This window comes from Aeromicrobium yanjiei (genome assembly GCF_009649075.1).
GTDB lineage: Bacteria > Actinomycetota > Actinomycetes > Propionibacteriales > Nocardioidaceae > Aeromicrobium > Aeromicrobium yanjiei.
Window position 1 is genome coordinate 953539 of sequence record NZ_CP045737.1, and the last position, 11726, is coordinate 965264.

9 protein-coding genes and 1 tRNA gene are annotated in these 11726 nt (G+C 70.8%); 6 read left to right on the top strand and 4 right to left on the bottom strand.

The features are described from left to right. The first annotated feature begins 37 nt into the window (after nucleotides 1-37). Both GEV26_RS04915 and rpmG read left to right on the top strand, forming a co-directional pair. Nucleotides 38-904 carry a LysR family transcriptional regulator ArgP gene (locus tag GEV26_RS04915; RefSeq protein WP_153652028.1) on the top strand — a complete coding sequence of 289 codons (867 nt, stop codon included), beginning with the start codon at nucleotides 38-40 and terminating at the stop codon, nucleotides 902-904. A gap of 179 nt (nucleotides 905-1083) precedes the next feature. Further along, complete coding sequence (gene rpmG / locus GEV26_RS04920) at nucleotides 1084-1254, top strand: 50S ribosomal protein L33 (RefSeq protein ID WP_153652029.1); 171 nt, start codon at nucleotides 1084-1086, stop codon at nucleotides 1252-1254. Nucleotides 1255-1284: 30 nt separating this feature from the next. On the opposite strand, the gene GEV26_RS04925 is transcribed toward rpmG, so the two are convergent. From GEV26_RS04925 to GEV26_RS04940, 4 genes are all read right to left on the bottom strand, one after another. After that, nucleotides 1285-2283, bottom strand: a complete 999-nt coding sequence (locus GEV26_RS04925) for a B12-binding domain-containing protein (protein ID WP_153652030.1) — start codon at nucleotides 2281-2283, stop codon at nucleotides 1285-1287. Then, nucleotides 2280-3194: a GGDEF domain-containing protein gene (locus GEV26_RS04930; RefSeq protein ID WP_153652031.1), complete on the bottom strand. Its 915-nt coding sequence runs from the start codon at nucleotides 3192-3194 to the stop codon at nucleotides 2280-2282. Before GEV26_RS04930 ends, GEV26_RS04925 begins: the two co-directional genes overlap by 4 nt. Nucleotides 3195-3198: 4 nt before the next feature. Continuing rightward, nucleotides 3199-4854: a putative bifunctional diguanylate cyclase/phosphodiesterase gene (locus GEV26_RS04935; protein WP_194839965.1), complete on the bottom strand. Its 1656-nt coding sequence runs from the start codon at nucleotides 4852-4854 to the stop codon at nucleotides 3199-3201. A gap of 274 nt (nucleotides 4855-5128) precedes the next feature. Beyond that, a tRNA-Arg gene (locus GEV26_RS04940) sits at nucleotides 5129-5202 on the bottom strand. 81 nt (nucleotides 5203-5283) lie between these two features. Here GEV26_RS04940 and GEV26_RS04945 point away from each other — a divergent pair. The 4 genes from GEV26_RS04945 to ettA all read left to right on the top strand — a co-directional run bounded on the left by GEV26_RS04945 (nucleotide 5284) and on the right by ettA (nucleotide 11669). Continuing rightward, nucleotides 5284-6468, top strand: coding sequence for a PrsW family intramembrane metalloprotease (locus GEV26_RS04945; RefSeq protein ID WP_153652033.1), 1185 nt, complete (start codon nucleotides 5284-5286; stop codon nucleotides 6466-6468). Nucleotides 6469-6567: 99 nt separating this feature from the next. Next, entirely contained in the window at nucleotides 6568-8271 is a 1704-nt protein-coding gene (locus GEV26_RS04950) for a dynamin family protein (protein ID WP_243838928.1), read from the top strand. Beyond that, on the top strand, nucleotides 8268-9953 hold the full coding sequence (locus GEV26_RS04955; RefSeq protein WP_153652034.1) for a GTPase: 1686 nt from the start codon (nucleotides 8268-8270) through the stop codon (nucleotides 9951-9953). Before GEV26_RS04950 ends, GEV26_RS04955 begins: the two co-directional genes overlap by 4 nt. Before the next feature lie 33 nt (nucleotides 9954-9986). After that, nucleotides 9987-11669, top strand: coding sequence for an energy-dependent translational throttle protein EttA (gene ettA, locus GEV26_RS04960; RefSeq protein ID WP_153652035.1), 1683 nt, complete (start codon nucleotides 9987-9989; stop codon nucleotides 11667-11669). Nucleotides 11670-11726 lie beyond the last annotated feature (57 nt).

Here is an 11726-nt window from a genome sequence, read left to right on the forward strand (position 1 = left end):
AACGAATGTTTCTGAAGTTCCATTAGCATTGCTTCACATGGACCTGGCCCAGCTGGAGGCGCTCGCCGCGGTCGTCGACGAGGGATCGTTCGACGCCGCCGCGGGTGCGCTACATCTCACGCCGTCGGCGGTCAGCCAGCGCATCAAGGCGCTCGAGGCGTCCGCCGGCCAGGTCCTCGTGCGACGGACCCGACCGGCAGCCGCGACCGACGCCGGAGCGGCGTACGTGCGGCTCGCCCGTCAGGTCGCCGCGCTGGTGCACGAGACCCAGGCCCGGGTCGGGGTCGACTCGGTCGTCACGGTGCCGATCGCGGTCAACGCGGACTCGATGGCCACGTGGTTGCTGCCGGCGCTCGCGACCCTGCCGCCCACCGTGACGTTCGACCTGCGCCGCGACGACCAGGCCCACACCGCCGACCTCCTGCGCTCGGGCAGCGTGATGGGTGCGATCACCTCGGACGCCCAACCCGTGCAGGGCTGCCGCTCGGAGCGGCTCGGTGCGATGCGCTACCGGCCGATGGCCACCCCCGGACTGGTCGAGCAGTGGTTCGCCGGGGGCGTCGACGCCGCCTCGCTGGCGCGTGCGCCGATGGTCGTGTTCGACCGCCGTGACGACCTGCAGGACCAGTACCTCCGACGTCGATCGCGGTCGCGGTTGTCGCCGCCGCGGCACCACGTCCCGGCCACGGCCGACTTCGCCCAGGCGGTGCTCCTCGGCCTCGGGTGGGGGATGCTGCCCGACGAGCAGAGCCTGGAGCCCGAGCGGCAGGGGAGCCTCGTCGAGCTCGACCCAGGTCAGCACGTCGACGTCGCGCTGCACTGGCAGCAGTGGACGTTGCACACCCCCGCCCTGGATGCCGTGGCCGATGCGATCCGGGAGGCGGCTGCTCGGCAGCTGCGCTGAGGCGCGGTGCGTACGCCACCGTTTGGGGCCCGATCGAGCCTCGAACGGTGGAGGATCCACCGCGCCGACGTCATACGGTGGAGGATCCACCGCGCCGCGTCCAGCTGGGAATCATTCCCACCTGGCCGTGGTTGAGCATCGTGCACGGGCACTCCGTGCAGGATCGAAGGAGATCTCCCATGGCACGCAAGAGCAACGACGTCCGACCCGTCGTGACGCTGCGCTCGACCGCAGGCACCGGTTCGAGCTACGTCACCCGCAAGAACCGCCGCAACGATCCCGACCGGCTGGTCCTGCGCAAGTTCGACCCGGTGCTGCGCCAGCACGTCGAGTTCCGCGAGACGCGCTGATCCGTCGGCCTGGAGGCCGGATCGACGCCGTCAGGCAGGCACGCTCCCGGCGCCGCGGCGCAGCATCGCGGCGCCGGTCGGCGACAGCGGTTCGAGGGTGTCCGCCATCAGCTCGGCCGTGGTGATGATGGTCGACGCGGGCACGTCCTCGCGCAGCAGATCGCACAACCAGGTGAGAAGGTGCTGCACGATGCTCGGGTCGTCGGTCAGCACGGCAGCGGCCGTGTGACGCAGGATCCACACGAGGTCCTCCCGGGTACGGGCGTGCTGATACGCCGTCATGCTGGACAGCTCCGGGAAGGCAGCCATCATCCGGTCCTGCGCGGCGCTGACGGTGGCCTCGTCGGGAGCGTCGAGCATGAGGATCTCAGCGCTCACGTCGCGACTGCGACCCGTGAGTGCCGGTGGCGTCCCGAGGATCAGCTCGGCGTCGTGCGCCCAGCGGTCGGCGCCGATCGCGTCCGCCCGACGAGGGCTGTCGCCGAACGCCCGCCCGCCGGCGATCACCGGAACTCCCGCGTCGTGAGCGGCCGCGACGCAGCCGGCGGCGCCGATGAGGTTGGTGGGCATCGTGCAGGACAGCGCCAGGACGTCGATGTCGCCGGCAGACAGACGTCGGTGCAGGTGCCGGGCCGGCATGGAGGGGCCGAGCATGGTGACCCGCACCCGGCCCGTGGCGCCGGCGATGGCAGCCGCCATCCGGGCCGGCATGCTGTGCCACTCGCCCTCGGCACACGCCACCGCGACATGGTGCGTGGGTACCTCCGCCCGGGGCGTCGCGGCGTACGTCAGGGCGGAGAGCGCACTGTCGGTGACCGACGTGGCCACGTGCTCGTCCGCCACGGACCACCGCCCTGTCTCCCAGAGCCGACCGGTGCGGACCTGGGCCGGTCCGAGGACGTGCTTGATGATCTCGATCATCGGCGCGCCCTCGTCCAGGAGCGCCACGACCAGGTCGCTCGCCGCCCGGGGATCGAAGGCGTCGACCGCGCGCACGTACTGATCGGCCGATGCGGTGAGGCTCTTCATGTGGTCACGCCTTCCGCGTCGTCGTCGACGAGCACGGTGCGATCACGGCCGTGCGTCTTGCCGTCGTACATCGCGGCGTCGGCCCGCTGCAGGGCCGCCCGGCCGCCGCGCTCGTCCACCTCCGCGACGCCGATCGTGAGTCCGATCAGCGCAGCGGTCCGGGGCCGCTCGACCTCCCACTGGTGCCGCATCCGGTCGCACGTGGCCGCGAGACGCGCCGCATCCTGCCTGGGTGCCAGGGCCACGAACTCGTCGCCGCCGTAGCGGCCGCAGACACCGTCCGCGCCCAAGGTGTGAAGCAGCAAGGCGCCGAAGGCCCGCAGCGCTGCGTCGCCCGCGGCGTGGCCGTGCGTGTCGTTCGCGGCCTTGAAGTGATCGAGGTCGATCAGGCACACGCTGTCGCCCGGCACCGCCCGCGACAGGCGGCGCATCCAGGCGCGGCGGGTCAGGACGCCGGTCAGGTGATCGTGAGTGGCCTCCTCGTCGCGCCGCTGCTGGGCCTGCAGGCGCGAGATGACGAGCCGTGCCGCCTCGAGGAAGTCCGGCAGGATCGCGCCGAGGCGCATCGCCGCGACGCTGACGGGATCCGCGAACGGCAGGACGGGCTCGGACAGGCCGAGGGACACGTCCACCGGGACGGTCATGGCCGGGTCGGCGTACCGGGCGACGACGAGGGCACCGCCGAGGTCGTGGACCAACGTGGACACGATGGCGCCGACCTCGTCCGCGGACTGGGCTCTCAACAGGGCCTGGGTGGCCGCGAGCTCTGCGCCGACCGCCGAGGTGTCCTGCGAGTCCGTACCCGGAGGATATGCGCGACCGCTGTCGTGCCGCCCGTGCGCAGGTCGCGCTGCCGCGACGGACGGCGGGACGAGGTCGTCGTGACCGCGTCGTCCCCGCTCCTCGGTCATCGCGTCACCATCTTCTTCTCGTCCTTGCTTCGCTTGCCTCGGCGATCCGTGCTCTTCGTGGCGCTACCGACGGCGGGGGAACCCTTTCGCAGCTCGCGATGGCCTCGGGCAGGCGTTCGAGAGGCACCGGCGCCGACCAGAGGTAGCCCTGTCCTTGGTGGCACCCGATGGCGCGGAGAAAGGCGTACTGCTCGACGGTCTCCACGCCCTCGACGATCGTGGTGGCGTTCACGGACGAGGCGAGGTGGACGACGCTCGTGCAGATCGCCTCGTCATCGACGAGGCGTCCGATGCCTGCCACGAACTCGCGGTCGATCTTGATCGTGTCGATCGGGTAGCGGCGCAGGGAGTGCAGTGAGCTGTAGCCGGTGCCGAAGTCGTCGATCGCGACCCTGACCCCCAGGTCCGCCAGCGCCTCGAGCGTGCGGACGACGACGTCCTCGTCCTGGACGAGGGCTGACTCGGTCACCTCGATCATGAGTCGACCCGGTCGGATGCCGGCGCGTGCGAGCGCCTCCTGCACGGTGGAGACCGTCCGCTTGTCGAGCTGCAGCACCGAGAAGTTGACTGCGATGTCGAGCTCGCGCCCCTCGTGGGTCAGGGCGCCGGCGTCCTGGATGGCCTGATCCAGCACCCAGTCACCGAGCTGGCGGATGAGTCCCATCCTCTCCGCCAGAGCGATGAACTGGCTCGGGGGCACCTCACCCAGCACGGGGTGGTGCCATCGCGCGAGCGCCTCGACTGCGACGACCTGCCCGGTCGTGAGGTCGACGACCGGCTGGTAGTGCAGGACGATCTGGTCGGAGGCCTCGGTCACTCCGGCCCGCAGCTCGGTCTCCATCATCGTGCGGTGCTGGGCGGCCTCCCTCAGCTCCGGCGTGAACACCACGACGGTCCCCGCGCCTCGGGCCCTGGCCTCGGTCAGGGCCAGGGCGGCCGAGCACAGGGTTCGATCCGGGCCCCAGCCGGGTGCGTGTCGTACGACCCCGACGCTGGCCGAGACCTGGACGGGCAGGGCAGGTGGGCCGAAAGGCCGTTCCAACGTCCTGACGAGCCCCTCGCCGAGCGCGGCCACCTCCGCAGGACCCGCACCGTCGAGGTCGCGCCACAGCACCATGAGCTCGCCGTCGGAGGTGCGGGCCACGGTGTCGCCAGGCCGCAGATGGGCCAGGAGCCGGTCGGTCACCTCGCGAAGGACGCCGTCCCCCGGGGGGTGCTGCAGCTGGTCGTCGCCGCGTGCGTGGCTCGAGAGATCGAGGTGGGCCACCGCGACACCGAGCCCGTCGCGCTCGGCATCGGCGATCGCCTGCCCCAGCCGATCCGCCAGCGTCACGTGCTCCTCCACTTCGTCCTCTGCGGGGTCCAGTCGCGCCCAGAGGTCCACGTGACCGGCGGGGGCGCCACTCGCGATCATGAGCGACGTCTCGGGCTGCGCGGTCCGCAACGCGCCGGTGAGCTCCACGTCCGGGACGGTCTGCAACCCGTCCACGACGATGACGTCGAAGCGCTCGGCGGACAGCCGTGACACGGCCGCCGGCAGGCCGAGCTCGACCTCCAGCTCGAGGTCGGCGGGGGCAAGACGTTCGCCGAGCACGACCTTCACCAGGTCCGCATCGGTCGAGCGGTTCGCGACGACCAGCACCCGCAGGGGTGCGCTCACGGCGTCTGGCGACGGCGCGTGCCTGCCACCGCGCCCTTCGAGGGCCCAGGCGATACGAAGTGTCCTCATGACTGCCTGGGTGCTCTCTCGTGGTGGCTCCGCCCAGCACGAGGAAGGGGCCGACGAAAAGGCGTCGGTGCGTGCGGAGGGCGGCCGCCAGCATCAGGGGGCGTACTCACGACCCCCGTCTTCGTCAGAGCCTAACCGCGCGGACCGGTCGGCAAGACAGCCTTTCCGGATTCACTGACGTGCGACGCGTCACAGGGTCGGGGAGTGCGCCCGGCAGGATTCGAACCTGCGACCTAGAGATTAGAAGGCTCTTGCTCTATCCAGCTGAGCTACGGGCGCGCTGAGCCCACACTATCTGCGCAGGTTTCCGGGCACGCGATGTCCCGGCGATCACTCCTGGCATGCCCTACGCTCTGACGCGTGACCGACGTGACGGCCAGCCCGTTTCCCCGTGCGCTGCCGCGATACCGCGAACCGGTTCGTCAGCGGGGGCGGACGGCCCTGATCGTCCTGTTCGCGCTCATCGCCCTGGCGGGAGTGGTCGGCGGGGTGATCCTGTCGCTGACGGCCGGCGACTCCGAGGGCACCGGGCTGTCGCTGTTCTACGCGATGATCCCGTTGCCGCTGCTGTGGCTCGTCTACTGGTGGCTGGACCGCTACGAGCCCGAGCCGCGCCGCTACAAGTTCGCGGCCTTCGTCTGGGGCGGCGTGGTCGCGGTGGCGATCGCGATCTCGGTGGAGGTGTGGGCGCAGAAGGCCTTCGACCTGAGCGAGGACGCGACGGCCTCGTTCATCGCGCCGCTCGCCGAGGAGCCCGCGAAGTGCCTGTTCCTGCTGCTCACGTTCGTCCGCGCGCGCCGGGTCATCGACGGTGTGCTCGACGGGCTGGTCTATGCCGGCATCGTCGGCATCGGCTTCGCGTTCATCGAGAACATCGGCTACTACGCCAGCAGCTACACCGGGAGCGCCGACTACCAGCTGGCCGGCGCAGAGGGCGCCACCAGCACGTTCATCGTGCGAGGGCTGTTCAGCCCGCTCGCCCACCCCCTGTTCACCTCCGCGTTCGGCATCGCGATCGGCCTGGCGGTGTCGCAGAGGTCGAAGATCGCGCGGGTCCTCACCTGCGCGGTCGGCCTCCTGGTCAGCATCGGTCTGCACGCCCTGTGGAACGGCTCGCTCAGCTATGACGAGAGCGGGGTCGCGTTCGTGCGGGCGTACCTCGCGCTCGGATCCCTGCTCGTGGTCATCGCGGTGGTCGCGATCGTCGCCCGCGTGCGGCAGGTCCGCGTCCTGGAGCGCTCGCTGTCGTACGTCGCGCAGCGCGGCTGGATCCACCCGGCCGAGATCCCGTACCTGTCGCGGTTCAGCTATCGCAAGGCTGCGCGTCGGTACGCCAAGCAGAACTACGGCAAGGTGGCCGCCCAGGCGGTCGCCCGCTATCAACGGCTCGCGAGCGAGATGGCGTTCCTGCACGACGCCCTCATGAGCGGGAGGTCCAAGCCTGACGGGGTCCAGCGGACGTACGCACTGCTCGACGAGATGTACGCGTTGCGCCCGCTGCTGCGCCTCCCGCCCGCCCTGCACAGCACCACGCGTCACTACTGACTCGGGCGCCGCACATGCGGTGGACACCTGCTGGTCCGGTGTCGACTAATCTGGTGGTGCACCCACCCAACAGACCCGAGCCGACGAGAGGAGCAGCCCGTGCCCGGCGACCACGCACCGGCCGAGCTCCTCGCGGCGATGAGCTCAGTCCTCCTCAACGTGCGCGACGTCCGGCTGCCCCTCGACACCCCCGGTGTCGCCGAGGCGCGTCGCACCCAGGCGGCCCTGACCGACCAGCTCTCCGACTACGTCCTGCCGCGCCTGGTGCAGCTCGACGCCCCGCTGCTGGTGGTCGTGGGTGGCTCGACCGGCGCGGGCAAGTCGACCCTCGTCAACTCCCTGGTCGGCGAGCGGGTGACCGAGTCCGGAGTCCTGCGGCCCACGACGCGCTCGCCCGTGCTGGTGCACCACCCCGACGACGCCGAGTGGTTCAGCCCTGACCGGATCCTGCCCGACATGCCGCGGACGTTCGAGATCGGCAACGACTCGTACGCCCTGCGGCTCGCGAGCTCGACGAAGATCCCGCCGGGACTCGCGATCCTGGACGCGCCCGACGTCGACTCGATCGACCAGGGCAACCGCGATCTGGCCGCGCAGCTGCTCGCCGCGGCCGATCTGTGGCTGTTCGTCACGTCCGCCGCGCGCTACGCCGACCAGGTCCCGTGGGACTACCTGCGCCAGGCCGCCGAGCGCAGCACGTCTGTCGCGGTCGTTCTCGACCGCACGAGCGACGAGGCCGTGACCGAGGTGCGCGGCCACCTGGCGCGCATGATGACGTCGCGCGGCCTGTCGGACTCGCCGCTCTTCACGGTGCCCGAGTCCGCCCTCGACAGCGACGGGCTGCTGCCGCCGGAGGCCGTCGCGCCGATGGTCGGCTGGCTCCACGACCTCGCTGCGGACCCCAAGGCGCGTCAGCTGGTCGTCCGTCGCACGCTCGACGGTGCCGTCCGGCACGTGGTCATGCGCGCGCACGACGTCGCGGACGCCCTCGACGCCCAGATCGAGGTCGCCGAGTCCTGCTACCGCGAGGCCGAGGCGGTGCAGCGCACGGCGCTCGACCAGATCTCGACCCAGACCTCCGACGGCAGCCTGCTGCGCGGCGAGGTGCTCGCGCGCTGGCAGGAGTTCGTCGGCACCGGTGAGCTGCTGAGGTCCGTCGAGGAGAAAGTCAGCCGCATCCGCGACCGGTTCGTGGACGGCATGACCGGCAAGCGCACCCGTGCGACCGAGGTGCTCGACGCGATCGAGTCCGCCACCTGCATGCTGCTGGTCGAGCACGCGGAGTCCGCGGCCGAGCAGATCTCGCGCTCGTGGACCTCGACGCGTCCGGGTCGGCACCTGCTGGACGCGCAGCGCGGCTTCGACCGGGCCTCCCGTGACTTCCGCGTCCGTGCCGAGCGCATGGTCCACGACTGGCGGCAGTCGGTCCTCGAGCTCGTACGGGTCGAGGGTGCCGACAAGCGCATGACCACGACGTTCCTGGCCTTCGGCGTCAACGGCATCTCCGTCGCGCTGGTCGTGACGATGCTCGCGCGTACGTCCGACGGTGGCGAGGCGGCCGCCGGGCGCAAGCTGCTCGACGCGATCTTCGGCGCGTCCGCCGTCGACGACATGGTCGAGCGGGCCCACGCGGACCTGGACTCGCGGGTCGCGGCGCTCTTCGAGGGCGAGGTCACCCGGTTCCACGCCCTCCTCGACTCACCCGAGACGTTCAAGTCCGTCCAGGCGGGCCTGCGCGAGTCGGCACGGCAGGCCGAATACGCTCGGCACGCCGACTTCCTCGACACAGAATCGACCTCATGACCGACACCGTCAGCGCCGTCAATCCCGCCGACGACACGTTCGACGGGGTCCGCAACGACGTCACGACTCGTCTGGAAGGTCTGACCCGTGCGGTGGACGCGGCCCACGGACGCGTCGACGAGGAGATCCTGGCTCCCGCCAAGACGCTCGCCGGCCGTGCCGCCGAGAGGCTGACCCTGTCGGGTGAGCACACGATCGTCGCCCTCGCCGGCGCCACGGGCTCGGGCAAGTCCTCGCTGTTCAACGCGCTGACCGATCTCGAGCTGGCCGGCGTCGGCGTGCGCCGCCCGACCACGTCGTGGGCGCTGGCGTGCGCGTGGGGACCGGACGGCGCCCAGGGCCTGCTGGAGTGGATGGGCATCCCGGCACGGCACCAGGTCTCGCGCATGAGCATGCTCGACCAGTCCTCCGAGGACACCAAGCTCGAGGGCCTCGTCCTGGTCGACCTGCCCGACCACGACTCCACCGAGGTCTCGCACCACCTCGAGATGGACCGGCTGGTCAAGTACGCCGATCTGATCGTGTGGGTGCTGGACCCGCAGAAGTACGCGGACGCCGCGATCCACGAGCGCTACATCCAGCCCATGGCGTCCTACAGCGACGTCACGCTGGTCGTGCTCAACCAGATCGACCGCATCCCGTTCGAGGACCGCGACCGCGCACTGGCCGACGTACGCCGCATCCTGGCCGACGAGGGCCTGCCCGACGTGCCGGTCATCGGCGTCTCGGCGACCCGCGGCGATGGCGTCGACGACCTCAAGCGCGAGCTGGCGTCCCGCATCCGGGCCAAGACCTCCGCCAAGGCCCGCCTCGCCTCAGACATCTCGGCCGCTGCCGCCTCGATCGCCCGGGTCGGCGGGTCCGCCGCGGCGCCCGGCATCAGCCCGGCCGACCGTCAGGCGCTCGACGAGGCGCTCCTGGAGTGCGCCGGTGTACCGCAGCTGGTGGACGCCATCGAGGCCTCGACCCGTCGCCGCGCGGTCCTGCGCACGGGGTGGCCGTTCGCGCGCTGGGCCAGCCGTCTCGGCAAGGCGCCGCTGGACGAGCTCGAGCTGGGCGACGACCTGACGATCTCGTCGCTCGCGAGCAGCGCGGTGCCCGCAGGGGGCAGCGTCCAGAGGGCCAACGCCGAGCTGGCGATCCGCGACGTCGCGGAGAAGGCTGCCGTGGGCCTGGAGCGCCCGTGGCGCGACGCCGTCCGCGGTGCCGCCACTGCTGGCGGCAGCGACATCATCGGGGAGCTCGACCGGGCCGTGCGCGACACCACCGCCGACATCTCCAGGTCGCCGATGTGGTGGAGGGTCGTCCAGGCCGTCCAGCTGCTGGCCGTCGTCGCGGTCCTCGCCGGGGTGGTCTGGCTGGTCGCCGAAGGGATCGGCGCACTGATCTCTGCCGACCTGCCCGATCGTGGCAGCGTCGGCATCGTGCCGCTGGTCGTGGTCATCGCGCTCGGTGCCTTTTTCGGCGGCATCGTCCTGGCGGTGCTGTCGCGCATCGCTGCGGGCGTCGGCGGACGCCGCAGGGCCCAGCGGGCCGAGCGCGAGCTGCGCGCCGCGATCGACCAGGTGGCGACCGAGAAGGTCATCGCCCCCATCCAGTCCGAGCTCGACGCCTACGGCACGTACCGCTCGGGCATCCTCACCGCGCTCGAGGGCGGACCGGCGGAGGCACCCGCAGCGTAGGGTCCCCGGGCCGCGGTCGATAGGCTGGGGGGCATGGCTGAATACGTGCTTTCCCTGCGCAACGTCCGCAAGGCCCACGGCGACAAGGTGGTGCTGGACAACGTCACGCTGTCGTTCCTGCACGGCGCCAAGATCGGCGTCGTCGGACCCAACGGCATGGGCAAGTCGTCCCTGCTCAAGCTCATGGCCGGCCTCGACCACCCCAACAACGGCGATCTCGTCCGTGACCCCGATGCGACGGTGGGAATGCTCCAGCAGGAGCCCCCGCTGACCGAGGGCAAGACGGTGCTCGAGAACGTCGAGGAGGCCGTCGCGGAGATCAAGGGCAAGCTCGACCGGTTCAACGCCATCAGCGAGGAGCTCGCGAGCCCCGACGCCGACTACGACACCCTCCTGGCCGAGATGGGCGATCTGCAGACCGATCTGGACACCCACAACGCGTGGGAGCTGGACTCGCGTCTCGACCAGGCCATGGACGCGCTGCGCTGCCCGCCCCCGGACGAGCTCGTCGACCACCTGTCCGGTGGTGAGCGCCGCCGCGTGGCGCTGTGCAAGCTGCTGCTTCAGCAGCCCGACCTGCTCCTGCTCGACGAGCCCACCAACCACCTGGACGCCGAGAGCGTGCAGTGGCTCGAGGGACACCTCAAGTCGTACCCCGGCGCAGTGCTCGCCGTGACGCACGACCGCTACTTCCTCGACAACGTCGCTGAGTGGATCGCCGAGGTCGACCGCGGCTCGATCCACGGCTACGAGGGCAACTACTCCACGTACCTCGAGACCAAGAAGGAACGTCTCAAGATCGAGGGGCAGAAGGACGCCAAGCGGGCCAAGATGCTCGAGCGCGAGCTCGACTGGGTCCGCTCCAACGCGAAGGGCCGCCAGACCAAGTCGAAGTCGCGTCTGGCCCGCTACGAGGAGCTCGCCGCCGAGGCCGAGAAGGCGCGCAAGATCGACACCAGCGAGATCAACATCCCGGCAGGTCCGCGACTCGGTGACGTCGTGCTCGACGCGAAGGGCCTGACCAAGGCGTTCGACGGACGCGTCCTGTGGGACGACATCTCGTTCACGCTCCCGCGTGCCGGCATCGTCGGCGTCGTCGGCCCCAACGGCGTGGGCAAGACCACGCTGTTCCGCATGATCACCGGCGAGGAGAAGCCGGACTCCGGCACGCTCGAGGTCGGCAAGACCGTCAAGATCGGCTACGCCGACCAGAACCGTGGGGACATCGACGGCAACAAGAACGTCTGGGAGGTCGTGTCCGAGGGGCTCGACTTCATCAAGGTCGCCAACTTCGAGATGAACAGCCGCGCGTACGTCGCGTCGTTCGGCTTCAAGGGCGCCGACCAGCAGAAGAAGGCCAGCGTGCTGTCCGGTGGTGAGCGCAACCGCCTCAACCTCGCACTGACCCTCAAGCAGGGCGGCAACATGCTGCTGCTCGATGAGCCGACCAACGACCTGGACGTCGAGACCCTGTCGTCGCTCGAGGACGCCCTGCTGGACTTCCCGGGCTGCGCCGTCGTGACGTCGCACGACCGGTGGTTCCTCGATCGCATCGCGACCCACATCCTGGCGTGGGAGGGCACCGACGAGAAGCCCGGCCAGTGGTTCTGGTTCGAGGGCAACTTCCAGGCGTACGAGGACAACAAGATCGAGCGCCTCGGCGTCGACGCCGCCCGTCCGCACCGCGTCACCCACCGCCGCCTCACCCGCGACTGACCCCAGGGGGACCACCCCGCCCCGCCCCCGCCCCGATTTGCGGAGTCCTGCACCTTT

What these genes read in the sequence shown, in the direction of transcription:
- GEV26_RS04915 (WP_153652028.1), top strand. Translation starts at nt 38, where the DNA reads ATGGACCTGGCCCAGCTGGAGGCGCTCGCCGCGGTCGTCGACGAGGGA.
- rpmG (WP_153652029.1), top strand. Translation starts at nt 1,084, where the DNA reads ATGGCACGCAAGAGCAACGACGTCCGACCCGTCGTGACGCTGCGCTCG.
- GEV26_RS04925 (WP_153652030.1), bottom strand. Translation starts at nt 2,283, where the DNA reads ATGAAGAGCCTCACCGCATCGGCCGATCAGTACGTGCGCGCGGTCGAC.
- GEV26_RS04930 (WP_153652031.1), bottom strand. Translation starts at nt 3,194, where the DNA reads ATGACCGAGGAGCGGGGACGACGCGGTCACGACGACCTCGTCCCGCCG.
- GEV26_RS04955 (WP_153652034.1), top strand. Translation starts at nt 8,268, where the DNA reads ATGACCGACACCGTCAGCGCCGTCAATCCCGCCGACGACACGTTCGAC.
- ettA (WP_153652035.1), top strand. Translation starts at nt 9,987, where the DNA reads ATGGCTGAATACGTGCTTTCCCTGCGCAACGTCCGCAAGGCCCACGGC.